At 48.7% G+C, this 26,393-nt stretch carries 28 protein-coding genes; 10 read left to right on the top strand and 18 right to left on the bottom strand.

The annotated features are described in order from the left end of the window. Nucleotides 1-80: 80 nt before the first annotated feature. The 5 genes from ACTHTY_RS03030 to lon all read right to left on the bottom strand — a co-directional run bounded on the left by ACTHTY_RS03030 (nucleotide 81) and on the right by lon (nucleotide 5,576). Nucleotides 81-209, bottom strand: a complete 129-nt coding sequence (locus tag ACTHTY_RS03030) for a FeoB-associated Cys-rich membrane protein (protein WP_003683546.1) — start codon at nucleotides 207-209, stop codon at nucleotides 81-83. Continuing rightward, a complete protein-coding gene (gene feoB / locus ACTHTY_RS03025; protein WP_049333813.1) occupies nucleotides 206-2,074 on the bottom strand; it encodes a ferrous iron transporter B in 1,869 nt (622 codons plus the stop codon). The genes ACTHTY_RS03030 and feoB overlap by 4 nt, the downstream gene beginning before the upstream one ends. A gap of 27 nt (nucleotides 2,075-2,101) precedes the next feature. Then, nucleotides 2,102-2,371, bottom strand: a complete 270-nt coding sequence (locus ACTHTY_RS03020) for a FeoA family protein (protein ID WP_003683509.1) — start codon at nucleotides 2,369-2,371, stop codon at nucleotides 2,102-2,104. Between the two features lie 290 nt (nucleotides 2,372-2,661). Further along, entirely contained in the window at nucleotides 2,662-2,931 is a 270-nt protein-coding gene (locus ACTHTY_RS03015; RefSeq protein ID WP_003683413.1) for an HU family DNA-binding protein, read from the bottom strand. 185 nt (nucleotides 2,932-3,116) lie between these two features. Further along, the gene (gene lon, locus ACTHTY_RS03010) at nucleotides 3,117-5,576 is read right to left on the bottom strand and encodes an endopeptidase La (protein ID WP_440366426.1); all 2,460 of its coding nucleotides are present in this window, start codon (nucleotides 5,574-5,576) and stop codon (nucleotides 3,117-3,119) included. Nucleotides 5,577-5,789: 213 nt separating this feature from the next. Here lon and ACTHTY_RS03005 point away from each other — a divergent pair, with 213 nt between their 5' ends. The 3 genes from ACTHTY_RS03005 (at nucleotide 5,790) to lipA (ending at nucleotide 7,779) form a co-directional block, all read left to right on the top strand. Further along, entirely contained in the window at nucleotides 5,790-6,065 is a 276-nt protein-coding gene (locus tag ACTHTY_RS03005; RefSeq protein WP_070460750.1) for an HP0495 family protein, read from the top strand. Beyond that, nucleotides 6,065-6,667 (top strand): lipoyl(octanoyl) transferase LipB, encoded by a 603-nt coding sequence (gene lipB / locus ACTHTY_RS03000; protein WP_440366425.1) that lies wholly within the window; start codon nucleotides 6,065-6,067, stop codon nucleotides 6,665-6,667. The genes ACTHTY_RS03005 and lipB overlap by 1 nt, the downstream gene beginning before the upstream one ends. Before the next feature lie 128 nt (nucleotides 6,668-6,795). Further along, entirely contained in the window at nucleotides 6,796-7,779 is a 984-nt protein-coding gene (gene lipA, locus ACTHTY_RS02995; protein WP_440366424.1) for a lipoyl synthase, read from the top strand. Between the two features lie 194 nt (nucleotides 7,780-7,973). Here the strand turns inward: lipA and hemB are convergent, their stop codons facing one another. The 5 genes from hemB to ybaK all read right to left on the bottom strand — a co-directional run bounded on the left by hemB (nucleotide 7,974) and on the right by ybaK (nucleotide 11,888). Continuing rightward, a complete protein-coding gene (hemB, locus tag ACTHTY_RS02990) occupies nucleotides 7,974-8,975 on the bottom strand; it encodes a porphobilinogen synthase (RefSeq protein WP_039863499.1) in 1,002 nt (333 codons plus the stop codon). A 32-nt stretch (nucleotides 8,976-9,007) separates the two neighbouring features. Beyond that, a complete protein-coding gene (locus ACTHTY_RS02985) occupies nucleotides 9,008-9,718 on the bottom strand; it encodes a DUF6973 domain-containing protein (protein WP_128582673.1) in 711 nt (236 codons plus the stop codon). Nucleotides 9,719-9,878: 160 nt separating this feature from the next. Beyond that, entirely contained in the window at nucleotides 9,879-10,751 is an 873-nt protein-coding gene (locus tag ACTHTY_RS02980; protein ID WP_440366423.1) for an EamA/RhaT family transporter, read from the bottom strand. Nucleotides 10,752-10,754: 3 nt separating this feature from the next. Then, nucleotides 10,755-11,387, bottom strand: a complete 633-nt coding sequence (locus ACTHTY_RS02975; RefSeq protein ID WP_440366422.1) for a DnaJ domain-containing protein — start codon at nucleotides 11,385-11,387, stop codon at nucleotides 10,755-10,757. Between the two features lie 15 nt (nucleotides 11,388-11,402). After that, on the bottom strand, nucleotides 11,403-11,888 hold the full coding sequence (gene ybaK, locus ACTHTY_RS02970; RefSeq protein WP_440366421.1) for a Cys-tRNA(Pro) deacylase: 486 nt from the start codon (nucleotides 11,886-11,888) through the stop codon (nucleotides 11,403-11,405). Between the two features lie 98 nt (nucleotides 11,889-11,986). Here ybaK and ACTHTY_RS02965 point away from each other — a divergent pair, with 98 nt between their 5' ends. Further along, nucleotides 11,987-12,340: a RidA family protein gene (locus ACTHTY_RS02965; RefSeq protein ID WP_440366420.1), complete on the top strand. Its 354-nt coding sequence runs from the start codon at nucleotides 11,987-11,989 to the stop codon at nucleotides 12,338-12,340. A 128-nt stretch (nucleotides 12,341-12,468) separates the two neighbouring features. Further along, entirely contained in the window at nucleotides 12,469-13,428 is a 960-nt protein-coding gene (ttcA, locus tag ACTHTY_RS02960; protein ID WP_004519719.1) for a tRNA 2-thiocytidine(32) synthetase TtcA, read from the top strand. Between the two features lie 90 nt (nucleotides 13,429-13,518). On the opposite strand, the gene ACTHTY_RS02955 is transcribed toward ttcA, so the two are convergent. Further along, nucleotides 13,519-14,139, bottom strand: coding sequence for a TetR/AcrR family transcriptional regulator (locus ACTHTY_RS02955; RefSeq protein WP_440366419.1), 621 nt, complete (start codon nucleotides 14,137-14,139; stop codon nucleotides 13,519-13,521). A 394-nt stretch (nucleotides 14,140-14,533) separates the two neighbouring features. Between ACTHTY_RS02955 and ACTHTY_RS02950 the strand changes: the two genes are divergently transcribed. From ACTHTY_RS02950 to ACTHTY_RS02935, 4 genes are all read left to right on the top strand, one after another. Beyond that, nucleotides 14,534-16,579, top strand: coding sequence for a TonB-dependent receptor (locus tag ACTHTY_RS02950; RefSeq protein WP_440366418.1), 2,046 nt, complete (start codon nucleotides 14,534-14,536; stop codon nucleotides 16,577-16,579). Nucleotides 16,580-16,676: 97 nt separating this feature from the next. Beyond that, entirely contained in the window at nucleotides 16,677-17,075 is a 399-nt protein-coding gene (locus tag ACTHTY_RS02945) for an extensin (RefSeq protein WP_440366417.1), read from the top strand. Nucleotides 17,076-17,175: 100 nt separating this feature from the next. Beyond that, a complete protein-coding gene (locus ACTHTY_RS02940; protein ID WP_440366416.1) occupies nucleotides 17,176-18,402 on the top strand; it encodes an MFS transporter in 1,227 nt (408 codons plus the stop codon). A gap of 143 nt (nucleotides 18,403-18,545) precedes the next feature. Continuing rightward, the gene (locus tag ACTHTY_RS02935; protein WP_070712772.1) at nucleotides 18,546-19,034 is read left to right on the top strand and encodes a DUF456 domain-containing protein; all 489 of its coding nucleotides are present in this window, start codon (nucleotides 18,546-18,548) and stop codon (nucleotides 19,032-19,034) included. A 60-nt stretch (nucleotides 19,035-19,094) separates the two neighbouring features. Here ACTHTY_RS02935 and ACTHTY_RS02930 read toward each other — a convergent pair whose 3' ends face one another. The 6 genes from ACTHTY_RS02930 to ACTHTY_RS02905 all read right to left on the bottom strand — a co-directional run bounded on the left by ACTHTY_RS02930 (nucleotide 19,095) and on the right by ACTHTY_RS02905 (nucleotide 24,445). Then, nucleotides 19,095-19,754, bottom strand: coding sequence for a YecA family protein (locus ACTHTY_RS02930; RefSeq protein WP_049348483.1), 660 nt, complete (start codon nucleotides 19,752-19,754; stop codon nucleotides 19,095-19,097). Between the two features lie 25 nt (nucleotides 19,755-19,779). Then, a complete protein-coding gene (locus tag ACTHTY_RS02925) occupies nucleotides 19,780-20,580 on the bottom strand; it encodes a TrmH family RNA methyltransferase (protein ID WP_440366415.1) in 801 nt (266 codons plus the stop codon). Nucleotides 20,581-20,698: 118 nt separating this feature from the next. Beyond that, entirely contained in the window at nucleotides 20,699-21,247 is a 549-nt protein-coding gene (locus ACTHTY_RS02920) for a sigma-E factor negative regulatory protein (protein ID WP_440366414.1), read from the bottom strand. 5 nt (nucleotides 21,248-21,252) lie between these two features. Beyond that, nucleotides 21,253-21,852: an RNA polymerase sigma factor RpoE gene (rpoE, locus tag ACTHTY_RS02915; protein WP_440366413.1), complete on the bottom strand. Its 600-nt coding sequence runs from the start codon at nucleotides 21,850-21,852 to the stop codon at nucleotides 21,253-21,255. A 210-nt stretch (nucleotides 21,853-22,062) separates the two neighbouring features. Then, complete coding sequence (gene tilS / locus ACTHTY_RS02910) at nucleotides 22,063-23,397, bottom strand: tRNA lysidine(34) synthetase TilS (protein WP_440366412.1); 1,335 nt, start codon at nucleotides 23,395-23,397, stop codon at nucleotides 22,063-22,065. Nucleotides 23,398-23,485: 88 nt separating this feature from the next. Continuing rightward, on the bottom strand, nucleotides 23,486-24,445 hold the full coding sequence (locus ACTHTY_RS02905; protein WP_049333774.1) for an acetyl-CoA carboxylase carboxyltransferase subunit alpha: 960 nt from the start codon (nucleotides 24,443-24,445) through the stop codon (nucleotides 23,486-23,488). Between the two features lie 204 nt (nucleotides 24,446-24,649). Here ACTHTY_RS02905 and ACTHTY_RS02900 point away from each other — a divergent pair, with 204 nt between their 5' ends. Then, a complete protein-coding gene (locus tag ACTHTY_RS02900; protein WP_003679090.1) occupies nucleotides 24,650-25,051 on the top strand; it encodes an RNA-binding S4 domain-containing protein in 402 nt (133 codons plus the stop codon). A gap of 93 nt (nucleotides 25,052-25,144) precedes the next feature. Here ACTHTY_RS02900 and ACTHTY_RS02895 read toward each other — a convergent pair whose 3' ends face one another. Further along, nucleotides 25,145-26,344, bottom strand: coding sequence for a hypothetical protein (locus ACTHTY_RS02895; protein WP_440366411.1), 1,200 nt, complete (start codon nucleotides 26,342-26,344; stop codon nucleotides 25,145-25,147). Nucleotides 26,345-26,393 lie beyond the last annotated feature (49 nt).

Raw genomic sequence — 26,393 nt, 5'->3', positions numbered from 1 at the left:
CATCTGAAAAGCCATAGAGCAATAAAAAAGGCCGTCTGAAACAGTTTCAGATGGCCTTTTACTTACCTAACCCTCTTTATTTAACCGCAACCGCCGCATTTGCCGCAGCCGCTGCTGCAGTCGCGTTTTTTCGGTTTGAACACGAATTTTCGCAAAAGGAAGAATACGCAGGCGAGCATAATCAAGCCGACGATAATATATTGAGTCATGACGATAGTATCCTTGAAGAAATTTGGTAAACCACGAATGCGGCAAAATAAGCCATCAGGAACAAATAGCCTGTAATCATAAGCATATTTTTCGTGGATTTGGTTTCGCGTTTAATTACGGCCAAAGTTGCGGCACACATCGGAGCATACACATACCAAGCCAAGAAGGCAAAGGCAGTCGGCAAGCCCCAGTTGTTGTGTATGATAGGAATCAGTGCGTTTTGTACTGCATCTTCAGACGATGCGCTGACGGCGTAAACAGTACCCAAAGCGGCAACGACCACTTCGCGCGCGGCAATACCCGGAATCATGGCGATACACATTTCCCAAGTAAAGCCTAAAGGTGCAAAAAACGGCTGAATAGCATGACCAAGCGTACCTGCCAAGCTGTAATCGATGGCGGCACCGGTTGCGCCTTCAGGCGGTTGCGGCCAGCTTACCAAGCCCCACAGAACCACGGCCAACGCAAAAATGATGGTACCCGCGCGTTTCAGGAAGGCTTTTACCCTATCCCACAAGCTGGTCATGATGTGTTTGAAGTTAGGCGTACGGAAAGTCGGCAATTCCATCAAAAGTGGGAATTGTTGCACATTGCCTTTCATCCGCGCCAAGCGTTTCATGATATACGCTGCCAATGCGGCCGACAGAATGCCTACGATATAAAGAATAAACAATGTCAGGCCTTGCAGGTTGAAAATCCCACCCACTGTACGGTCAGGAATAACAGCGGCGATAATCAGCGCATACACTGGCAAACGTGCGGAACAAGTCAGCAACGGCGCAACCGCGATGGTAACAAGGCGTTCGCGCGGGTCGTTAATGGTACGCGCCGACATCACGGCAGGAACGGCACAGGCAAAGCTGGACAAAAGGGGAATAAACGAACGGCCGGACAAACCGCTTTTTGCCATGATGTTATCCAGCAGGAAGGCTGCACGCGGCAGATAGCCTGAGTCTTCCAATAGCAGGATAAAGGCAAACAAAATCGTAATCTGAGGCAGGAACACCAACACGCTGCCCAAACCGGCAATGACGCCGTTGACCAGCAAATCGTTGAGGATGCCCGGTTCCATGTTCGCGCCTATCCATTCTCCCAGTGCGGTAAAACCGCCTTCAATGGCGTCCATAATCGGTGCTGCCCAAGTGTATACCGCTTGGAACACCATAAACAGGATCACCAGCAGCATAATCATGCCCCAGACGGGGTGCAGCACGATGTCGTCGAGTTTTTTGTGCCATGCGGGCAGCGTCATCTGGGTGCGTACCACTTGTGCCAAAATCGATTCGACTTCTTGATAAAGTTTGTCGCTATCCAGCGCATCGAGCGTGCGTTCGGCAGAGGTGGGGTTTGCGGGGAAAGAGCGTTTGCGCGGCAGCTTCGCCACGGCTTCGCGTACAGCCTGTACGCCCGACGCGCTCACTGCAACTGTTTCCAAAACAGGTGCATCCAACAACTCGCTCAGTTTGGCCGCGTCGATATTCAAGCCCCTTTTGCGGGCCACGTCGCTCAAATTCAGCGACACCACCATAGGCAGTCCCAGCGTTTTCAGTTCCAAAATCATGCGCAGGGTCATACGCAGGTTGGTCGCGTCGGCAACGGCAATAATGGCATCGGGCGGAATGCCCATCTTGCCTACCATTACATCTTTCGCCACCGCTTCGTCGGGGCTGGTCGTGCGTAGGCTGTATGTGCCCGGCAGGTCGATAATGCGGACGGCCTCGTCGTCGAGGAAGGCGCCCTCGCGCTTATCGACAGTTACGCCCGGATAATTGGCAACCTTGGCATGTGAGCCGGTCAAACCGTTAAACAAAACGGTTTTGCCGCAGTTTGGCGCGCCAATCAAGGCAAAATAGCTTAGTTCCATCATTTTTCCTTATTCTTTCAGACGGCCTTAAACGGCCTCAACGATACGACACATAATCTTCCCGGCCTCTTCCAAACGCAGGGAAAATTGAGATTGGTTACCCAAACGTACCGCAAACGGGCCTCTCCCAAAACCGCCCACGGCAATCACTTGCAACGGCATTCCGCTGGAAAAACCCAAATCCGAAAGACGACGGGTTACCAAGGTATCCAAATCACCAAAAACAGGATTGGGAGCAATGGAATCAATATGTACGACTGCGCCTTTTTTCAGGCGCGACAAAGGAATGGTAGACATAAGCCTCTCTTTTCATTTGTTTTAAAAGTAGATTATTAAAAAACGTGAGAAGAATGACGAATGTGCGGCACATTTGAAAGATTGGTTATGAGTGGCTATTTGCCTCTTCTTTCGATAAGTGCGGTTTGTTTTAAGTATTGTTATTTTCTTTGCTAATGATAAATCTTATTAATGTAAAAATCAAATGTAACAAGATAAACTAAAGGCCGTCTGAAAGGTTTCAGACGGCCTTCAAAATAAAAAACCGAATCAAATCGGTTTTTTATTCCCATTCAGGGAAAGACTCTAAATTACAGAGCGTCTTTCAATGCTTTACCGGCACGGAATTTAGGAGTTTTAGCAGCAGCAATAGTCAAAGGCTCGCCAGTTTTAGGGTTGCGGCCTTGACGTTCGGCGCGTTCGCCGACGTAGAAAGTACCGAAACCGACCAGAGTAACAGTGTCGCCGTTTTTCAACGCGTTGGTTACGGCATTAGTAGTAGCATCCAAAGCTTTTTGCGCAGCAGATTTGGAAATGCCGGCTTCTTGAGCAATTGCTTCGATCAATTCAGACTTGTTCACAATTAGTCCCTTCCTATCGTAAAAAATGATGAAATGCCCGAATACTCGGGGCTTAAGCACTTTTAAAGCACATACGCACTTTATAGCAATTCTGAAATTATCATGTCAAGTAAAAGATGTGGAATTGCCCTATTTTTGTGGCATTCAGGGCAAAACCACATTTTTTGCAACATCAGACGGCCAACTTAATGCTTGGTTGCTTTTGTTCTTGACTTCGCCTTAGAAGTTTGCGGGGTATCGGCAACCGCCAATTCAGCCGCCCATTGCTCAGGCTGAGTTTCCAAGCCCAAAGCCAACACTTCATCAATCCATTTGACCGGATGAATGGTCAGACCGGTTTTGACATTTTCAGGGATTTCTTCCAAATCTTTGACGTTGTCTTTTGGAATCAATACATGCTTGATCCCGCCACGCAAAGCAGCCAGCAGTTTTTCCTTCAAACCGCCGATCGGCAAGACTTCGCCACGCAAAGTGATTTCGCCGGTCATCGCCACGTCCGCACGCACCGGAATTTTGGTGAAGGCAGAAACCATCGCCAAAGTCATGGCGATACCTGCGCTCGGACCGTCTTTGGGCGTCGCACCTTCAGGCACATGGACGTGAATGTCTTTCTTCTCGTAAAAATCAGGAGCCAAACCCACTGATTCAGCACGGGAACGGACAACCGACCATGCGGCCGATACCGATTCTTTCATGACATCGCCCAGTTGGCCGGTACATTGAATCGTACCTTTGCCCGGCAAGGCAACTGCCTCTACGGTCAATAACTCGCCACCGACTTCGGTCCAAGCCAAACCGGTTACCTGACCGATGCGGTTTTCGCTTTCGGCCACACCATAGTCGAAACGGCGCACGCCTAAATAGTCATGCAGATTTTTCTCAGTAACTTTAATCGCTTTAGGCTTGGCCTTGCTTACTGTTTTGGATTTGGACGCTTTTTTCTTGTCCTCATTCAAAGTAACCTGCATCACCACTTTACGGCAGATTTTGGCAATTTCGCGATCCAACGAACGGACACCGGCCTCGCGGGTGTAGTAACGGATAATATCGCGCACCGCACTTTCATCAACCACCAACTCGCCCTCTTTCACACCATTGCGCTTCATTTGTTTCGGCACAAGGTATTGCATGGCGATATTGATTTTTTCATCTTCCGTATAACCGGACAGACGGATAATTTCCATACGGTCAAGCAACGGAGTCGGGATATTCAAGCTGTTTGAAGTGGCAATAAACATCACATCGCTCAAATCATAATCGACTTCGGCATAGTGGTCGGCAAACTTGTTGTTTTGCTCAGGATCCAGCACCTCAAGCAATGCACTGGCCGGATCGCCGCGGAAATCGCTGCCCATCTTGTCGATTTCATCAAGCAGGAACAATGGATTTTTCACACCTGCTTTCGCCATGTTTTGCAGGATTTTGCCCGGCATAGAGCCGATATAGGTACGGCGGTGGCCGCGGATTTCGCTTTCATCACGCACGCCGCCCAACGCCATACGCACATATTGGCGACCTGTGGCTTTGGCAATCGACTCACCCAAGGAAGTTTTACCTACCCCCGGAGGACCAACCAAACACAAAATCGGGCCTTTGAGCTTGTCCATACGTTTTTGAACAGCCAAATATTCCAAAATACGTTCTTTGACTTTTTCCAAACCATAGTGGTCGGCATTCAAAATCAAATCAGCTTTGGCAATATCTTTGCTGACACGGGATTTTTTCTTCCACGGCAGCTCAAGCAAAGTATCGATATAGTTGCGTACAACGGTAGATTCCGCAGACATCGGCGGCATCATTTTCAGTTTTTTCAATTCAGACAGACATTTTTCTTCAGCCTCTTTGCTCATGCCTGCTTCTTTGATTTTTGCTTCCAATGCGTCCAGCTCGCCGCGTTCGTCTTCTTCGCCCAATTCTTTCTGAATCGCTTTTACTTGCTCATTCAAGTAATACTCACGTTGGGATTTTTCCATTTGACGTTTCACACGGCCACGAATGCGTTTCTCGACCTGCATGATGTCGAGTTCGGCTTCCAACTGAGCCAGCAGAAATTCCAAACGCTCAACAATGCCGGCAGTCTCCAGCACATATTGACGCTGCTCCAATTTCAGCTGCAAATGCGCGGCAATCGTATCGGCAAGACGGCTGTTGTCATCGATACTACTGATGGTACTGATAACTTCGGCAGGGATTTTTTTGTTCAACTTCGCATATTGCTCAAATTGAGTCAGCAGAGTACGGCGCAAGGCCTCAATTTCAGGATTGTCCTTGTCGCTGTTTTCATCAATCGCCTCAACATGGGATAAAAACAATCCGCCTGTTTCATCAACCGTCAACGCGCGCGCACGACGGATACCTTCTACCAATACTTTAACGGTGCCGTCAGGCAGCTTCAAAACCTGCAAAACTTGGGCAACCGTACCAGTTTGGTGCAAATCTTCGGCTTTAGGGTCTTCTGTATTAGGGTCAAGCTGGGCCAACAGGAAAACCGGATCATCATTGGCCATTGCCGCCTCAAGGGCCGCAATCGATTTAGGACGACCGACGAATAGCGGCAATACCATATGCGGATACACCACGACATCGCGTAAAGGCAAAGTAGCCAGCGCACTGTATTCCTCGAAATATTTGTCTTTTGTCGGCATAGTTAATAATCTCAATCATTGTTAAATCAGAATGTAGCTCAAAATTGGGCTGAAGCGCTCCATTTCAAGACTTGAAAACAGCTTATCCGCACCTATTTTCAAAAACATCATTTTTAATAGCCCGATATGGACGTTTACGATAAAATATATCGGATTTTGGGCCGTCTGAAAACTTTTCAGACGGCCCTGGCTAACCAAACAAGGTAGTAAACCATGACAGACTCAACCGAAAAAAAATCATTAATTGAATTCCCTTGCACCTTCCCTGTAAAAGTCATGGGCGCGGTTCATCCGGAATTTGAATCCGCCATCTTGGAAACCGTGCGCAAACATGCTCCCGATACCGAGCCGCACCACATTACTACGCGCCCAAGCAGCAAAGGCAACTATACCGGCGCAACCGTCAAAGTAAATGTCGACAACCAAGAGCAGCTCGACAATATCTACCGCGACCTGACTTCACACGAATTGGTAAAAGTGGTGCTGTAATGAAAATCGTGCACAAAGGCTTGGTCGATTACCTGCCGACTTTCGAAGCCATGAAGGCATTTAATGCCTCGCGTGACGAAAACACCGAAGACGAATTATGGGTGGTCGAACATCCGCCCGTATTCACCCAGGGCTTGGCCGGAAACCCTGAACACCTCCTCATTCGCGACGATATACCCGTTGTCCAAATTGACAGAGGCGGTCAAATTACCTATCACGGTCCCGGTCAATTGGTCGTCTATACGATGATCAATTTCAAACGCCGTAAAACCAGCGTCCGCCATATCGTTTCCGCACTTGAAAACAGCATCATCGCCACCTTAGCAGAATACGGCATCGAAGCAGCCGCCGACCCAAAACGTCCCGGCGTTTACGTCGGCGAGCGTAAAATCGCTTCCCTAGGCCTGCGTATTAAAGACGGCTCCGTTTACCACGGCTTGGCACTTAACGTGAATATGGATTTAAGTCCGTTTACCCATATTAACCCCTGCGGTTATGCCGGTATGGAAATGACCCAAATTGCCGACTATGTCTCTCCGGCACCTAGTTTGGCAGAAGTTTCTGACAAACTGACCAAGCATTTACAAAAAGAGCTGGCATAAGGCCGTCTGAAAATATTCGACCCAACACCATCTTTTAACTGCCCCTCTGAACCCACAAGCCCTTAGGTCATAAAGACTACAATAAGCTTTTCAGACGGCCTTTATAACGACAGAAAGAACACATCACCATGAGTGAAGAAGTAAAACACGACCCCAAACGCGGCATCAAACTGAAAGGCGCAGACAAAACTGCACGCATTCCGATTAAAGTTGTTCCATTGGAACAAAAATTGAAAAAGCCCGAATGGATCCGCGCCAAATTACCGGGCAAGAAATTCTTTGAAATCAAAAACATTCTTCGCGAACAAAAAATGCATACCGTATGCGAAGAAGCATCTTGTCCGAATATCAGCGAATGCTTTACCAAGGGTACGGCCACATTCATGATTATGGGCGATATTTGTACCCGCCGCTGCCCGTTCTGCGACGTTGGCCATGGTCGTCCAAATATGCTGGATCCCGACGAGCCTAAACACTTGGCCGAATCCGTCAAATCCATGAACCTGCGCTATGTCGTGATCACTTCCGTCGACCGTGACGACCTGCGAGATGGCGGCGCCCAACACTTCGCCGACTGCATCAAAGCCATCCGCGAAACCAGCCCGAATACCAAAATCGAAATCCTTGTTCCTGATTTCCGCGGCCGTCTGGACATCGCACTGGAAATCTTGGCAGAAACACCGCCCGACGTGATGAACCACAACTTGGAAACCCATCCGAGCCTGTATAAAAAAGCCCGTCCGGGTGCCAACTACCAACACTCCCTCGAGCTTCTGCGCCGCTACAAAGAAATGATGCCACATATCCCGACCAAGTCCGGCATCATGGTCGGCTTGGGCGAAACAGACGAGGACGTGCGTGAAATCATGCGCGATATGCGTGCCAACAATATCGAGATGATTACCATCGGCCAATATCTGCAACCTTCAGACGGCCACTTGCCCGTCTTGCGCTATGTAACGCCTGACCAATTCAAAATTTTTGAAAAAGAAGCATACGAATTGGGCTTTACCAATGCCGCCATCGGCGCAATGGTTCGCTCCAGCTACCATGCAGACGAACAAGCAGCCGAAGCATTGCGTGAAACCCACGGCGGTTGCAGCCATCACTAAAGTTTAAATCATATAAGGCCTTCTGAAAAATCAGAAGACTGTTTTTTCAGACGGCCTTTATTTGGTCATAACTTACTATACAAAATTTTTTAGATTTTCAAAAAATAAACCTTAGCTAGGTTCTATTGAGCAATACAAAAAAGCGGCAAAACAGGATAAACACTGTTTGCCGCTTTTTAATTTATTTCTTTATTTTACTTCTTCAACAATTTTGCCGCTTCAATCGCGTAGTAAGTCAAAATACCATCGGCGCCTGCGCGTTTGAATGCCAACAGGCTTTCCAAAATGGTTTTTTCGCCATCCAGCCAACCGTTTTGAATGGCTGCCTGAAGCATGGCATATTCGCCGGAAACTTGGTAAGCATAAGTCGGTACGCCGAACTCGTCTTTAACTCGGCGGACGACATCCAGATACGGCAAACCAGGTTTTACCATTACCATGTCTGCGCCCTCTTGAATATCCAATGCTACTTCGTGCAAGGCTTCATTAGTGTTTGCAGGATCCATTTGGTAGGTTTTCTTGTCTGCCTTACCCAAATTGCCGGAGCTGCCGACAGCATCGCGGAACGGGCCATAGAACGCTGAAGCATATTTTGCCGAATACGCCATAATGCGCGTATGGATATGTCCGGCATCTTCTAAGGCTTCGCGGATGGCAAGAATACGTCCGTCCATCATGTCTGACGGAGCAATGACTTGTGCGCCTGCATCGGCATGACACAAAGCCTGTTTTACCAAAACTTCAATGGTTTCATCGTTCAGGACATAGCCATTTTCATCGGTTAAACCGTCTTGGCCGTGAATGGTGTAGGGATCCAAGGCAACATCGGTCATGATACCCAGCTCTGGGAATTTCTCGCGCAGGGTTCGCACTACTGTCGGTACCAAGCCTTCAGGGTTATAAGCTTCCTCCGCAAACTCAGTTTTGTTTTGCGTTACCACGGGAAACAAAGCCAGCATAGGAATACCGAGATTCAGCGCTTCTTCAGCGGTAAACAACAATTTATCCAAACTTTGGCGTTTGACGCCGGGCATGGATGGGACTGCCTCTTCCTGATTCTGGCCTTCCAATACAAAAACCGGATAGATTAAATCATCTGCCGTCAAAGTATGCTCGCGCATCAAACGGCGTGAAAAATCGTCTTTACGCATACGGCGCATACGGGTATTTGAGACATAACGCGGAGGGAAATTCATAACAATTGCCTTTCAATAATGAAGTCTTAAAATCAGTCTTCGACTTGACGTATGGCTTTGACCGAACGTTTGATTTCGCTGAGCGTACCGGTTTTATAACTATTACGTTCCTGCTCGGTCATACCGTTTTGATCCAATTTGGCGATATTTTTCAATGCCTCGGCATACTGGCCGTCTGAAAGTTTTTCCTGTTTAATGTGCCAACGGTTGTTCACTTCAGAAGCCGTCCACAAGCCTACTTTGTTGTAGTAGAACAAAATGCTTGCCGCCAGCGTTTTCATATCGCTGTCGGGCTTGGCGCTGCCGATACTGCGGCCGATACGGTTGTTACGTTGATCGACTGCCTGGTCGGCAAGGTAACGGCTGAAGTAGTCGTCTTTACCTTCTCGCAACTCCATATCCGTCAAACGCGCATTCCCTGCTTTTTCGGCAATAATGCTGTCGAATTTAGAAGCAATCGCCGCCTGCCATAATGCTTGGCGTACGGCATTGACCTGTGTTCCCCTGCTGTCGCCGTTTGCTTTGTCGTCCAAACCTGTACGCTCGGCAAAGCGTGTGGCATTACTGGTCATATTGATTAAGCCTTCGTCTTCCATGCCGATAACTTGGGCGGCTACGGGATGGTTCAGCGCGAATTGAGCCATTTTACTGCGGCGGCTTTGATCTTCCTGATACGATTGGCAACCGGACAATACCAGCATGCCGAAAACGGCGCATTGAATGTGTTTTTTAATATGTTTCATGATGTAACTATCGATATTATTGTGTGAGTTCAACTTCTTTGTTTAACATAGAAACGCCCGTAAGCGCAAAATAATTCCCATACGGCCAAATCGGCGCATGAATGGCTATTTTATAATAAAAATAAGGCCGTCTGAAAATTTTCAGACGGCATAAGTATTTTTAACCTACCAAGCTGCGAATCTGCGGCCAATAAAACAGACAGGCTATCGAGCAAATAGCAATACTGATACCGGCTGCATTAATGCTGCTGATTTTTTCCTTAAATATTGCCGCACCAATCAGCGTACCCAATACAATCACGCCAATATTCATACCGGCAAATACCAAGGTCGGATTATCCTTCATGATTTGATGTGCCGAAATGTAGGTAACAATATTCAAAAAGTTCAGACAGCCTAAAATCATACCGCCCACTATGCCCTCTTTGGTCCATTTGCTTCCTTTGGCAAACAGGTAGCCAAACATCAAGATACCGGCCAAACAGAATGCCACCAGCAAATTACCGGCAAACGCGGTACCGCTTTTCGCCACTTGCTTGAACAAAATATCAATGACACCATAGCCACACCAAACGCCCAAAAGCAGTATCACTTGCGTGCCGAAGCCGCCGGATTTCTTACCGCCATCGCTTTTCCAAAGTAAGAAAAACAGTGCCGTAAATGCCAATACCAAACCGATCAGACGGCCTTCGGTCAACTGCTCATGGAAAAGCGTGAATGAAGCGACAATCGGCAGAAACAGCGATAAGCGTTGCGCTGCGTCCGACTTTACGATACCTGCCGCATCTACGGACTTGCCCATAATGACAAACACGGTTGGCAGTAAGATACCCAAAGCCGCAAAGAGCCACCAAGTCGGTAAAAATACCTGTGGATTACTCAAATTGGGTTTTAACACCAGCATGGTCAAAGTAACGGCAACGATATAGTTCACTGCCACCGCCTGCTCAATATTGATTTTTTGCTTGCGCGCCACTTTCAGCAATACGGAAACCAACACGCTGCAAACGATACTTGCCAATAAATATGCCATGCTTTAGAACCATCCTTGAGTAGGAACAGGCTTATCTTCATTCAGTTTAATCAGTCCGACAACTACGCGATAAATGAGCCAAATACCGGTTGCCGCCAAAATCAGCCAACCAATTAAGATAAATATAGTTAATCGTCCTAAAAGCAGACCAATCAAAGACACCCAAAATGTCTTAATCAGCCAATCAATATGGCTGGCGTAAATACTACCTTGAGCCTCATCGCGCTTAATAAACGCCAAAAGCACACCGATGAAGGGCGTAAACAAAATCAACAGACCCAAGGCGTATGTCACATAAGCGATAAAAACATAGTTTTTCACTTCGGATTTGGACGTATTGACCACATTGGCCTCCGTATTATTGTTCCCTGTATTATAGTTTTCCGTATGATTGACCACCGTATTATTGAAGCTGTTGTCTTTGACTTCCTGACGCTCGTACTGCATAGCCGCATCATAAGCCAGACGTTTTTCCGGATGAGACAATACTTCAAACGCCTGTCCGATGGCTTTAAACCGCTCCGCATCTTTCTGAATATCCGGATTGACCACCAATTTGCCGTAAGCCTCGCGGATAACGTTAATATCAGCATCCTGAGACACGCCCAAAATTTCGTATAAATTCAATTGTTCCATCTGTATTCCTATCCTTTATGAATCGACTGCAACATGAACATCTTGCGGATTGAGCGTCCTCAGGTTTTCAGGCTTCATGCCTACGATAAACCCTCGTTTACCGCCATTGATAAAAATCTCGTCCAAAGCCCAAATACTTTCTTCCACATAAACCGGCAACGCGGTTTTCATACCGAACGGCGACGTACCGCCGACCAAATAGCCTGTCCATTTCGCCGCCTGATCCGCCGTTGCCGGCTCGATGTGTTTCAAGCCCAGTTCACGCGCCAGATTGCGGGTGGAAATATGTTTGTCGCCATGCATTAAAACAACCAAGCCTTTTTTATGCTCATCCTGCAAGACAATCGTTTTGATGACTTGATGCTCGGGCTTGCCCGTACATTCGGCAAAACGCGCCGTACCGCCGTGTTCTTCATACGCGTAAACATAAGGGATAAAATCGATTTTTTTACTGCGTAAAAAGCGCACCGCCTGCGTAACCGGATATTCTGCTTTACTCATGGTTGCTTTCCGCCATCCTTTTCAGACGGCCCCTCTTAAATGTGGAACGTAAACAGTCGCAATGTTACCATACCTTCTTTTTGAAATCAGGAGACAACATGGACATCCGCTATCTTGGCACAAGCAAACGCTATTCGGAAGCCGTCGTAGCCAACGGCTTGGTTTTCCTCTCCGGCATGGTTCCCGAAAATCCTGAAGCCGATGCCAAAGCGCAGACTGAAAATGTTTTGGCGCAAATCGATTCATGGCTCGCCCAATGCCAATCCGACAAAGCCCACATTTTAGAAGCTACCATCTATCTGCCCGATATGAACAACTACGCCGCTATGAATGAAGCCTGGGACGCATGGACAGCCCCTGAACGCGCTCCGGCCCGCACCTGTATCGAAGCGAAACTGGCTTCGCCCGACTGGAAGGTTGAAATCAAAATCACCGCCCTTCAAATCAAATAAAACACAAATATCAGGCCGTCTGAAAACGCCGCTTCAATCAAACAAGCGCAGTTTTTCAGACGGCCTTTATTCTTTTGAGGTACAATACCGCCCTTAAATTTTTCTATTATTTCAAAGCACAAACAGCCATGTCCAAAAAAACCAAGCAAGAATTAGAAAACAACAAACTCAGCAAACGCCTGCGCCACGCCGTCGGCGATGCCATTAACGATTTCAATATGATCGAGCCGGGCGACAAAATCATGGTCTGCCTCTCAGGCGGCAAAGACAGCTACGCCCTTTTAGATATTCTGCGCCAGCTTCAAGCCAGTGCGCCGATTGATTTTGAACTGGTTGCCGTTAATCTCGACCAAAAACAGCCGGGCTTCCCCGAAGAAGTATTGCCGACCTATCTCGAAAGCATCGGCGTTCCCTACAAAATCGTTGAAGAAGACACCTACTCCACCGTTAAACGCGTATTGGACGAAGGCAAAACGACTTGTTCGCTGTGCAGCCGTTTGCGCCGCGGCATCCTCTACCGCACCGCAAAAGAATTGGGCTGCACCAAAATCGCCTTGGGACACCACCGCGACGACATCCTTGCCACCATGTTCCTGAATATGTTTTACGGCGGCAAACTCAAAGCCATGCCGCCCAAACTGGTCAGCGACAACGGCGAACACATCGTCATCCGTCCTCTGGCGTATGTCAAAGAGAAGGACTTGATCAAATATGCCGAGCTGAAACAATTCCCAATCATCCCATGTAACCTCTGCGGCTCGCAGCCCAACTTGCAACGCCAAGTCATCGGCGACATGCTGCGCGATTGGGACAAACGCTTCCCCGGTCGTATCGAATCTATGTTCTCCGCCCTGCAAAACGTCGTTCCGTCACATTTGGCCGATACCGAACTTTTCGACTTTGTCGGCTTGGAACGCGGTCAAAGCCTGAAACACGGCGGCGACTTGGCATTTGACAGCGAAAAAATGCCGGAACGTTTCTCCGACGGCAGCGAAGAAGACGAAAGCGAAATTAAAATCGAACCGCAAAAAGCCGAACGCAAAGTCATCAATATTTTGGCAAACAAACCCAAAACCTGCGGTTTATAATTCCATTTAATTTTCAGACGGCCTTTCGGTAGCTATTTACCGAAAGGCCGTCTGAATATTCATATTTAAAATTTTTCTATTCTTTTTTATCTATTCTTTCCCTGACAAACCGTGCAGCAGCAATCCTAATACGTCTTGCGGCAGCTTTTGCGGCGCGGCGGCATAAAGCGCGGTCAGTTGAGGATGGCGCATCAATATATCCGCCTGACGGATAAACAGGTCGATAAGTTCCACCGGCAAATCAGGCTGAATCAGGCGGCGTTGCTGCAGAGTATGGAAGAATCCGCGCATAAAGGCGTATTTTTCTTCGTTCAATTCGTGGAAAAACCGCTCCAGCTCCAAATCGGTGTTCTCTTCGATGTCGCGCAGGAAAGCGGCGGAATAGAGTTCTTCAAACGATTGTCTTTGCAGGGCAAACACAGCCTCGGCGGCTTCGCGCAGGCTGCATTGCCGTTCAAGCAGATTTTCAAATTCGGCACGGACGCGGTTTTTCTGCTCGGTAACAATTTCCTGCAAGAGTGCGTTTTTACCGCTGTAATATTTGTAAAAAGTGACGCGGCTGACGCTGGCCTCGGCGCAGATACTGCCTACGGATACAGCAGAAAAGCCATGTTCGCGGAATAGGCGGCGAGCGGTGTCGGCGATGGTTTGTTGTTTGCTGGCAGTCATGACGGTAAGAAGATTTTGATTTTGTTCATAAAGGTTTTTCATTAAAGTTATCCGCAAGTCGGATACTCATCATATTTCCCCACGGCGGCAATGGCAATACGGCGGCGTTTCAGACGGCCTCTTTCCTTATTCCTTCACTGCCCTACTGATAGAGGCTGTCGGATGCTTAGCAGGCTAAATTCATGAAAATTACATAATTTTCCTCCTCCAACCTTCTTCCCCAAATAGGAGAGGGATTTTTTTGGACGATTCACAAGATAAGAGGGAAGTAAAGTGAATGATAAACACTTGCATTCCTGTTTCTTATTTCTTATACTTTACATTAATAGTTTGTTTTATGTAAATGTGTAAACACAAATATTTGCATACTGACGGAGCAATTGGATTACCTGATGTTCAATCCACCCCGACGTATGCCGTCTGAAAGGATAAGGAAATGCAGAAACACACCCTCCGCCGCCTCCCCCTATTGATTGCCGCCGCTTTCGCCTCCGAATGGATTTATGCTGCCGATGCGGTGCAAGATGCGGAACAGGTGCAGTTGGAAGAAGTCGTCGTAACCGGCGAACGCACCAACCGCAGTGGCTTTGAAACCGCCACGTCCAACCGCGTTTTCTCCACGCCGAACATCGACCGCAGCGGCCACAACCTTTCCGCAACCGACCTGCTCAAACAGACTGTGAACACGGTGGACTTGGGCAGCGGCAACGATTTGCCGACCGTGCGCGGCGTGGACGGCTCCGGCCCTGCCGTCGGTGCGGTGGCGTTTTTCGCGGGCACGCGACCGCGCCTGAACCTGTCCATAGACGGCCGCTCCGCCACTTACAACGAATTCGCCTTCGGCACGCAGTCGCTGTGGGACATGCAGCAGGTGGAAGTCTTGCGCGGGCCGCAAAGCCATGTGCGCGGGCAGAACGCGGTGGCTGGCGCGGTGGTGATGCGTTCCAAAGACCCGACCGACGAATGGGAAGGCGCGCTGCGCTTGGGTTTAGGCAACCAGAAAACGCGCAACATCGCCGGCGTAGTGTCTGGTCCGATTGTGAAAAACAACCTTGCCTTCCGCTTGAGCGCGGAACGGCAGCAGCGCGAAAGCTACGAGCCGTTCGTGTCCTATGAGCCGACCGGCAACCCGCGCCGCGTGGAAAACACCAACGTGCGCTTCAAACTCCTGCTCACGCCCGAAAACCATCCCGATTTTTACAGCCGCCTGACGCTGAACCACATCCGTTCGCGCGCGCCGCAAAATGAAATCATGGGCAACACCGCCAGCCGCCGTTTCTTAAAAGAAAAGCCCGTGTTCGTAACCGGCTCGACATCGGGCATCTGGGACGTATCGTGGCAACTTAACGACTATCTGAAACTGGAAAACAAACTGGTTTACGGCCGCTACCACAACGAGCGGCTGCACCTGCCGATGACCGTCAGCCCGCAAGGCGTGCCCGCCGAACTCAAAGGCCGCGAACTGCAATGGGAGCCGGTACTGCATTTTTCCAACAAAGGCCGTCTGAAAGGCCTTGCCGGGCTGCACTACTTCCGCAGCAAACAAGACGAATGGGTAGATATCCGCAGCGTCGGCGGCCGCAACACCTTTGACGACCGCAATAACGTGCGTGCCCTGTTTGCCGAAACCACATACAGCCCCAGCGAAAAATGGGACATCACGGCCGCCGCCCGCATTGAAAAAGAAACGCACAAACGAAGCGGCGGTAGCGGCGCACTGCACCTTGATTTAGACAAAGGCCAGACCGTGTTCCTGCCCAAAATCGATATCGCCTTCAAACCCACCGACCAATGGGTCAGCGGCATCAAAGCCGCGCGCGGCTACAACCCCGGCGGGGCGGGCATCACCTTCGGCCGCCCCGTCGTAACCTACACTTATGAACCCGAATATGTGAACAACTACGAGTGGTACACCCGCTGGCGCAGCGCAGACCGCCGCCTGCAACTCTCTGGCAACCTGTTCCTGAACCACTACCGCGACATGCAGCTCCCCTTCTATCTCGGCACCAATTCCGTCGTCATCCGCAACGCCAAAAAAGTCCATACCTACGGCGCGGAACTCGCCGCCGACTGGCAGGCGACCGACAGCCTGAAACTCACCACCGGACTGGGGCTGCTCAACACCAGAATCAAAAGCTATCCCGACAGCGGCATCGAAGGCAACAAACTCGGCCGCGCGCCCAAATACACCGCCAACATCGGCGTGAAATACCTGAACGACAAAGGCTGGGAAGCCGGCGGCGACGTGCGCTTCTACGGCGGCTACTACTCCGCCACCGACAATGCCGAATCGGGCAAAATCGGCGCGTACAACCAAGTCAACCTCTACACCGCCTACAACTTCAAACAAGGCCGCGTCTCGCTCTACGCCGACAATGTGTTCAACCGCCGCCAACCTATATTCATTTCCAGCTCCGACCGCCAAGACGCGCTCTACCAACGCCCCAGAAGCGTGGGCATGAGCGCGGAATGGAAGTTTTAAATGAAGCTGAAATGATGAAGGCCGTCTGAAAAAAACATAGGTCGGACATTTATGCCCGACCTACTGTTTATTCCTCCAAAACACCCAAAGGAATCCCATGCACTACTTCACCCCCGCCAAAACCCTGCCCGAAGGCACCATCTACCTAACCGACCTGACTCACGTCGCCGACTTCGCCGACTGGCTAACCGAATTCGAAACCCTGTTAAACCAAACCTCCCGCTTCGCCACCGTCTGCACCCCGATGCGGCGGCAGGTAAGCGACGAACAGCGCATTGCCGACCGTAAAACTTACATCGAATGGATAAAGGCACATCGGCCGCAACTGTCCGAACGCTGCGCCGCCATGCTCCTTATCGAACCCGACGCGGCACAACTGGCGTTCTTCCGCGAACAATCGTCCAAACTCGGCCCCGCGCTGGGCGTGAACTACATCGTTGAAGCAGATGAAACAACCGCCCTACTTCGCGCAGAAGAAGCGTTGAAGGCCTTCTGAAAAGATACTAAACCTATTTAAATACAAATCAAGTATTGCCACCCAATATATTCAGACGGCCTTGTCCCTTTATTTGCCTCATCTTCAAAAGAATCATGTGATGTCCGACAATCAGACTTCCCCAAACTCACGCGACTGGCTGCTGCTTATCGGCGGCAGCACTTACAAATTCACGCTAACCGGTTTTTATCTGGTAGCACTGGTCGCTATTTTGAAAAATCACGGTTATAGCCTGAATCAACTGAGCTGGATTCATTTAATCGGCAGTATCGAAGCAGCGAAGGTATTGTTTGCCGCACTGATGGAGCGGCGGCCGGCAGGGCGGTTTCGCGGCTGGCTGCTGACGGCGACGCTGGGGCTTTCGGCAGTGTTCGGGCTGATGGCCTGTACCGACATAACGCAGAACTTCGCGCTGCTTTTGACCTGCTGCGTACTGCTCTCGGCGATGTCGGCGGTGTACGGCTGCGCGATGCTGGGTTTGTCGTGCATTGTCCTGCCGCACCGCGAACGTGGTTTCGGCGGCGTGATTCAAACGATGGCGGCACGCGGCGGCAAGATGATCGGCGGCGCGCTGGTGTTGTGGCTGTATCAGGAATATGGACAGACGGCGGCGGCCGGCTTTATGCTGGCGTTCAGCCTGCTGATGCTGCTGCAACTCTTGTACTACCGCGAGCCGGAAAGTCCGACTGCGCAAGGCAGTTGGACGGCGTTGACAGCACGGCTGGTTTCTTTTTGGCGGCGGCCTGAAACAGGCTGGCGGTGGCTGGTTTTGCTGTTTGCCGTTGCCGCACCGTATGCGTTTATGGCGGCGACTTTTGTGCCCAAACTAGCGGATTTGGGCTTCACTCCGAAACAGACGGGCGGAATTTTGGCGGTGGGCATTCCTGTTGCCTGCCTGATTGTGACTCCGCTGTCGGGCTGGTTTTCGCGCAATTATCCACGCCGCAAACTTGTGTTCCTGCTCTACGCGCTGCAACTGCCGCTTTTGGCGTCCATGACCGCCATCGATACGCTCGCCCGCGTCCACCCTTGGCTGCCCCCCGCGCAAATCATCGCCCTTAGCCTGAGCTACACGCTGCTGCTGCCGGTGATACTGGCGTTGGTGATGGACAAATCCGACCGCGCCACCGCTGCACTCGACAGCAGCCTGCAATTTTCCGTCGTCCTGCTCGGTAGTTACGCGGCCGGTTTCGCCGCCCTACGGCTGGCAAAGGCTATTGGTTATACAGATGCGTATTGGGTTGCAGTGTACTTAGCCGTATTGGTAGGCCTGCTTTTATATTTGAATAGAAATTTATTCAATCATTCAGAGCATGATTCACAATAATTCACTCAGATATTTATCCATCGATTTTAATTGGGTGCGCCTCCGGATAATTTTTCATTTTATTGCACAATCTCTCATGAAAATATAACAAAACGTGCCCATAATACTGCCGTTATTACACTCTTAAATTCAAAAGGAACCTCATGACTGCTGTTCTCATCGTTCTCGGCTTGATCGCCATTGTTGTCGGCATTTTAGGCACGATTTACCCTGCCTTGCCCGGATTGGGTTTGATGTTTGGTGGCGCATGGCTGTTGGGTTATGCTGGCGATTATCAAGTGTTTGGCTCGGGTACGCTGACATTTTTGGCCATCGTTGCCGTATTCGGCACTGCGATGGACTATGTGGCGGGTGCATTGGGTGCAAAATATACCGGTGCTAGCAAAACCGCAGTTTGGGGCGCGTTTATCGGCGGTATCGTCGGCGCATTCTTCTCCATTCCCGGCTTGTTGCTCGGTCCGTTGACCGGTGCGGCCATCGGCGAATTTATCGCACGCAAAGACACTTGGCAGGCAGGCAAAGTCGGTATCGGTACGTTTATCGGCTTTATCATCGGCACTGTGGCCAAAATCGGCTGCGCATTGACCATTGCAATGACCATCCTGTTTGTTTGGTTGGCCTCGTTGTTCTAAGACAAAACATTAAAGGCCGTCTGAATTTCAAGCATTCAGACGGCCTTTTCATTTCACTATTTATTTGCCGCAGCAGGCTTTGTACTTTTTACCGCTGCCACATGGGCAAGGATCGTTGCGCCCCACTTTTTCGCCTTCGCGGCGTACGGTTTGCGGTTTATTGATGATGGCCTGCCAATACCAGTAAATATCCAGCAGGACATGCGGCAAATCAGACTCCAGCTGGGTCAGCTCTTTTTCATTCAGATGCAAGATGACTTCGCCGTTTTCCTCATCGTCATAGATGCCGCCCAAAGCCATAATCGGATAGAACAAATCTTCAAACTCTTCCTGATCGACTGCTTCAAACCAATCGGTAGGCACAATATCCAGTGCGTAAAGGTAGGCGTTACACCAAGTGTAAAAATCCGGATTGCCGGCTTCATCTTCATAAAACCACAAATCAGGCAAAATTTTCTCGTTTAGCTTCATGCGCATATCGGCAGCCATTGCCATGACCAAACGCTCGATTTCGGTGCGCTCTTTGGCATCAAACAAAGATTCTTCACCTAAAATCTCAGGCAGCCAGTTGGTCGGATTCAAAGCATCCGGACCGCTCAATAAAGCCATCATAAAACCTTGAACCTCATCACAACGCATGGTGTTGTGGGCTTCGGATTTGGCATCCAGCAATTCCATCAAGCGGCTGCGTGCCGCTTCATCAAAAGTCAGTATTTGCATTTTTGTTCCTTAAAATAAAATCGTATTATTGTTTTCGGACGGCCTGGGCATGGATACGCTGCCGCATTTGTTCAAACAGACAAACCGTCGCCGCCATCGCGACATTCAATGATTCGGTTTGCCCCAACATTGGGATTTTGACACAGGCATCGGCTTTCTCTTTTACCGTTTCGCTCACGCCGCTGCCCTCGTTGCCAAACACCCAAGCACAAGGTTGACTGAGGTCCATTTCATACAAACCGATATTGCGACCGCCCAAGGCAGTTGCCCAAATTTGATGCTGATACGTTTCCATCCAAGCGGATAATTCCACTCGGCTGAAAATAGACAGCAGAAAATGCGCGCCCATCCCCGCTCGCAACACTTTAGGCGACCAGATATCCACGGAATCATTGCCGCACACGATTTGCCTGACTCCTGCTGCCGCCGCGCTGCGCAAAATTGTGCCTGCATTACCGGGGTCTTGTACCCGCTCCAATACCACACAATCGCCGTCTGAAGGCAAGTCTGCCTGTTTCGGAATATCAATCCAAGTCATCACATCATCGGCATCGGTCAGACTGGTGATTTTAGACAATGCCTCGTTACCGACCCAAGTAATCAATCCCTCATCCAACTGCGCCACAATCTCTTGAATTTCAGGATGTTGCTGTTTCTTTTCAGGCAGATAAACCTGTTTGGGCATACCGCCGCTTTGCAAATAAGTTTGCAGCAGATGTACGCCTTCCAATACGGTTTCACCGCTTTCGCGCCTTGCTTTGACTTGCGTTAACAGACGAAATAAATGTTTGAGCTGTTCGTTTTGAGCAGAGGTAATCAGTTTCATGAAGCGCATTATAACTGTTTTGACTTCGTTGAAGCTATGCTTTCAGACGGCCTGACGGTTTTGCTACGAAAATAAAAAACCCTTGCAATAAAGCAAGGGTTTTGCATGATTTCATTTTTTACTGCACAACAGTCTGCTGCTCATTTTGCTGCTCGGTGCGAACAGTAGGACGGTTTTCAAGTTTGCCGTCTTTTGCCGCATTCGGCACAACAGTCTCACCAGGCTCTGAAGCCGCTTTATCACCAGGCGTACCGCTTACTGGAATGATATTTTGGGCAGGCTGAGTATTAGACTTCTCTGCAACCGGCATAGCGTCGCGAGAAGTTTGCGGTGTAAATTGCCATACTGCAACAGCAATCGCACACACACTGGCAGCGGCCGCGAAGAATTTAAAGAAGCCGCTATTGGCCGCTTCACGCTGAGCATATTTTTCCTGTTTACCTTCAGCTTCGGCTTGAGGCACTGTAAATGCTTTGCTTTGCATGGTTTCATCAGCCACCTTCGCCGCCGCACCCTGACGGATACAGTCGCCGATAATATGGTACTCATGCCAAGCGCGCAATGCTTCCTCGTCTGCCAATACGGCATCCAGCATCTCATCAGTCAATGCTTCACCGTCCATCAATGCAGACACATACTCCAATGCTTTATTTGTTTTGTCGTTCATTTTTATTACCACCTTTGATCTTCAGAAGTATCCAACAGCGGCCGCAAATCTTTTGCAATCAGTTCACGCGCTCTGAAAATACGCGAACGTACAGTACCTATCGGACAATCCACTACCCGAGCTATTTCTTCGTAAGACAAGCCATCCATTTCCCTAAGTGTAATGGCTTGACGCATATCGTCTGGCAGTTGCGCAATGCTTGCTTCGACGGTCTGCAAGATTTCCCGATTCATCATTTCAGCTTCCGGCGTATGGTAATCCGCAATCTGATCGGTTAAATCAAGAACATCTCCCTCCTCATTGGCTGCTTCCGAGCTGACAAAAAACTGGCGACCCGAAGTGGTCAGGAAGTTCTTTGCTGTATTGATACCGATACGGTACAGCCATGTATAAAACGCACTCTCACCGCGAAAATTAACCAGCGCACGATAAGCCCTAATCATTGCCTCTTGGGTTACATCGTACACTTCATGCTCATCCTGAATAAAACGGGAAATCAGTCTGTTTAGCCGACGCTGATACTTGGACATCAGCATCTCGAATGCCTTATGGTCACCTTTCTGCGCGCGCTCCACCAAAACTTGATCTATTTGGCGATCGTTCATACCCAACCTTTAATCGTTTTACTGCTTTAAACCAAAAAATAGTAAAGCGTGCTGTGCACAATAAAGACAGCATCGCTTTGAAATAGTTCCACAAGATTACATTTAATCGCAAAAGTTTATTCGTGCAGATGCTCTAACATAAGCTGTATTGCTTATTATATATACACTTAGTACAAGTAGTTAAATTACTAATACTTACTAAATTTACAGTTAGTCTCTTTGCTTTTCTGCTATATATTTAACCAACTTTTCATGAACAGGCAGATAGCCTTCCCCTATTTGAACATCGCTTCCCACCCGAAGATTAACAACAGCAAGGCACTTGTTGCCCATACTTAGGATAATCGGCCAATATTTACGGACGAGTGGCACAATATGACACTCTTGCAATAGTTTTTCGACTGATTTTTCCCTCTGTCCCGACTGAATCACATCACTTTTGGCCACACTTCTAAGTACCGCTGGCTTCTCCAACTCCTCTGCCGACAAACCTCCCTTAAACGGTAATAAAACAAAACCATTTTCGAGCAAAATATCTTTCAGACGGCCTTGAACTTCCCTGCCATTACACCAAGGCAGTTTTTGAAACTCACTTTCCTGACAAACAAACAGCTTGTCCCGATATGCGACCAGTTTTCCGTCTGGCAAATTCAACTTCGCCTGATCTGCGGTTTCCAATACTCGGGCAAAATCGGCAATACTGTGATAAGAAGGCAATGATTCTGTTTGTTTTCGCAAAAAATACCAAAGCAGCCGACGACGCAAAAGCGGCGTACATTGCCGCCACAGGCTGATGCTAAATATCCCGTTTGGAGTGATGCGCTGGTATTCAGACTCAATCAATTCATCTAAAAGCTGCAAATCTTCCTGCAATAATCGAACATTGGCACAAATTTGCTGCTCAAAATTCGGAATACGCTGCTGCCATTGCGGCAAAGCCTGATTTCTCATCCAATTGCGTAAATAGCCGGAGTCTTCATTACTTTCGTCTTCGACAAAAGACAGCCCCCACTGTTGCGCATACTCAGCCAATTCCTGACGGGAAAATGCCAAAAGCGGCCGCCAAATTTGAATCTCTTCATTTAAATCACGCCATACCGGCATGGCCGCCATACCGCGCAATCCCCCCCCGCGCACAGCCGACAGCATAAATGTTTCGATTTGATCATTGCGGTGATGTGCCAAAACAATAATTTTCTTCAGGCCATCTGAAAATGCCTGATATCGGGCCGCCCTGGCCGCCGCTTCCAAACCTTTTCCTTGTTTTTCCACATTGACACGGCACACCCGCAAGGCAACATTCAGACGCTGACAATAATCCTGACAAAATTTAGCCCAATTGTCGGCATTGGTACTTAAACCATGATGAACATGGAGGGCACGCAAATCAAAATGGCGAAATTCGCGCATCCGATGCAAAAGATGCAATAGGACGACAGAATCCAATCCGCCACTCAAGCCAACTTCAACAACAGTATGACTCGGCAAATCAGGAAAAGCTGCTTGAAAACTTTTAAATAGGGAATCAGGGGATACTTGCGACATTTTAGACGGCCTGAAATTGTGAATGACTCAAAAATAGAACACAAAAAAAGCAAGCAGCGACATCTGCTTGCTTTTTCAGCAGTCAAACTTATTTATCGGTAAATTTACCGTAAGCCATGATGCGGTCAAAACGGCGAGAAAGCAAGTCAGGCATAGTCATGCTTTGCGCTTCGCTTAATTGCTGTTCCAAAACGGTTTTGACGTTTTTCATCGTGGTTTCAAAATCACGGTGTGCGCCGCCCAAAGGCTCATCAATCACTTTATCGATGACGTCCAATTCTTGCAGGCGTTTGGCGGTAATACCCAATGCTTGCGCGGCATCTGCTGCCTTTTCAGCAGTTTTCCAAAGAATAGAGGCACAACCTTCGGGAGAAATCACCGAATAAGTCGAGTATTGCAGCATATTGACGTAGTCGCCGACAGCCACTGCCAATGCACCACCCGAACCGCCTTCGCCAATAATGGTGCACAATACCGGCACATGCAGGCGGGTCAGTTCGTATAAATTACGGCCGATGGCTTCAGACTGGCCGCGTTCTTCCGCGCCAATGCCAGGATACGCACCCGGGGTATCGACAAAGGTCATGACCGGAATATTGAATTTTTCGGCAGTCTGCATCAAGCGCAGTGCTTTACGGTAACCCTCAGGACGCGGCATACCGAAATTACGGCGGATTTTTTCTTTGGTATCGCGGCCTTTTTGATGACCGATAACCATCACGCTTTGGCCGTTGAAACGCGCCAAACCGCCGACAATGGCATGATCGTCAGAATAATGGCGGTCGCCGTGCAACTCTTCAAAATCAGTAAAAATACCGTTGATGTAGTCCAAAGTATAAGGACGTTGCGGATGACGGGACACTTGTGAAATTTGAGCCGGAGTCAGCTTGCTGAAAATCGACTTGGTCAACTCGCTGCTTTTCTTTTGCAGTCTGGCAATCTCGTCGGAAATATCAACGGCAGATTCGTCTTGTACGAATCGCAACTCGTCGATTTTATTGGTTAATTCGGCGATGGGTTGTTCGAAGTCCAAAAAAACGGGTTTCATAAAACAAAGCTCTCGGTAACGGTTGCTGACATGATACGCTAATCAGACGTATTTGACAGCATTTCTCAAAGGGAAACTGCCATCTTTTGCAATAAAAAATCTTTCAGACGGCCTTTAATAAAGAAATAGTATATCTGCACTAAACGAATGAAGTGCCGTATCTTATGATAAACTTCAATTCAGTTCAATCATTTCAAACAGGCTATGAAAAACGATCATGACAATTCGTCCATGCGCTTGGACAAATGGCTGTGGGCCGCGCGCTTTTTCAAGACCCGCGCGCTGGCACAAAAACATATTGAGCTGGGCAGGGTTTTGGTAAACGGCTCAAAGGTGAAAAACAGCAAAAATATTTCTGCTGGCGACACCATCGACATGACTTTGAACTCCCTGCCCTATAAATTCAAAGTTGCCGCGCTCAATCATCAACGCCGCCCGGCACCGGAAGCGCGTTTACTCTACGAAGAAGACATGAAAACGGCTGCCGAACGCGAAGCTCAAAAACAACTCGACCAAGCCAGCCGCATCAGTGCTGCTTATCCGGACGGACGCCCAACCAAACGCGACCGCCGCCAGCTTGACCGTATGAAACGCGATAGCTGGTAAGCGTTGAATCCATTATTTCAGACGACCCCATATCCATGCCGTCTGAAAACCAAAAACAGGCAGAACATCCTGCCTGTTTTTTATTTGTGATGATTAAAATTTATATTCTAACTGACCACGAATAACGTTTACGTCCTGCTTATCTGTGCCGATGGTAGGCGTAACCTGTTTGCCGGCCAAATAGAAGCCTTTGAGTTTCCAGTTTTTCCAAGGAATATAGGTCGCACCGATTTGCACACCTTGGACGTTTTTGCTGTAATCCTCAACAGAAGAGACACCGGACAACGATCCGACACGGCGGTAGTTCAAGAATACGTCGTAAGAATTGCGGACGTTCCAGTCGGCTGATTTATAGCGCACTTCAGTGAACACGCCATCATTTTTAATTTTTTGTCCGGCATCATTATAGGCTTTGATATTGGACTTGCTGACTGCGGCCATCCAATGCCAATCATCATTAAACTTGATGTCCGTACCGATTTCTCCGAAGACCGCATTTTTCTTCGCACCGCGTACATCGATGTCTTTCATATAGCTGACGGTTGCGCCGACGTTGATATTCTCATTCACAGGCAACATGCTTTGAACCGCGGCAAAATGTCTGCGACGGCCGCCAATGCCCCATGCGTTGTCGTTCAGATTGCCAGTACGACGACCTGCATAGATTTTGGTCGGCAGGGTTTTATTGTCGAAGAAGATTTCGCCGCCGGTTACTTCGGCATCCCATACGCGGCCGTATGAAGAGAACGCACCAAATTTACCGACACGCGCTTTAATGTTATTGTACAAAGTGCCTTCGGCATACAGTTTATTCACCGGCACATCATGATCGCCATTGAATTTACCGGTTTCCAAATCGATATTCGGCTCGATTTGCGCAACCAATTTCCAGTCTTTGTACAGTTTTGCGCGTAACCAAAACTCCGCATTAAAGTTGGCATTGGTATCTTCAGGCGTCGGATTGATGCCGCTGTTGTTGGCATTGATGTCTTTGGTATCCGCACGCACGCGCAAGCCACCATTTACAGTCAATAAATCATTGAAAATACTGATTTTATCGTCATCTTTGCGAATAATACTGCCGGAATTGACGTAATCATTGGTGGTGGACAAAGCCGCCGCATCACGTCCGCCATCAGCATTTTCTGCCAATGAATAAGACGATGAAGCCAATAAAATACAGGTTGCAATCAGTTTGGTTTGAAATTTCATGCCGACTCTCCAAAAGAAGGTATTGAAAGTGAAGTATTCGATAAAGCGTACAAAATTATGAATTTCGTATAAATTATTCATTTTATTTACTAATTATTTTTATCGTATGTAAATTAGTGTAATCAGTCAA

Origin of the sequence: Neisseria sp. P0019.S002 (assembly GCF_051957155.1) — a bacterium.
Taxonomy (GTDB): Bacteria; Pseudomonadota; Gammaproteobacteria; order Burkholderiales; family Neisseriaceae; genus Neisseria; species Neisseria perflava.
The sequence above is the reverse complement of the archived record's forward strand: the minus strand, read 5'-3'. Positions and strand labels throughout refer to the sequence as shown.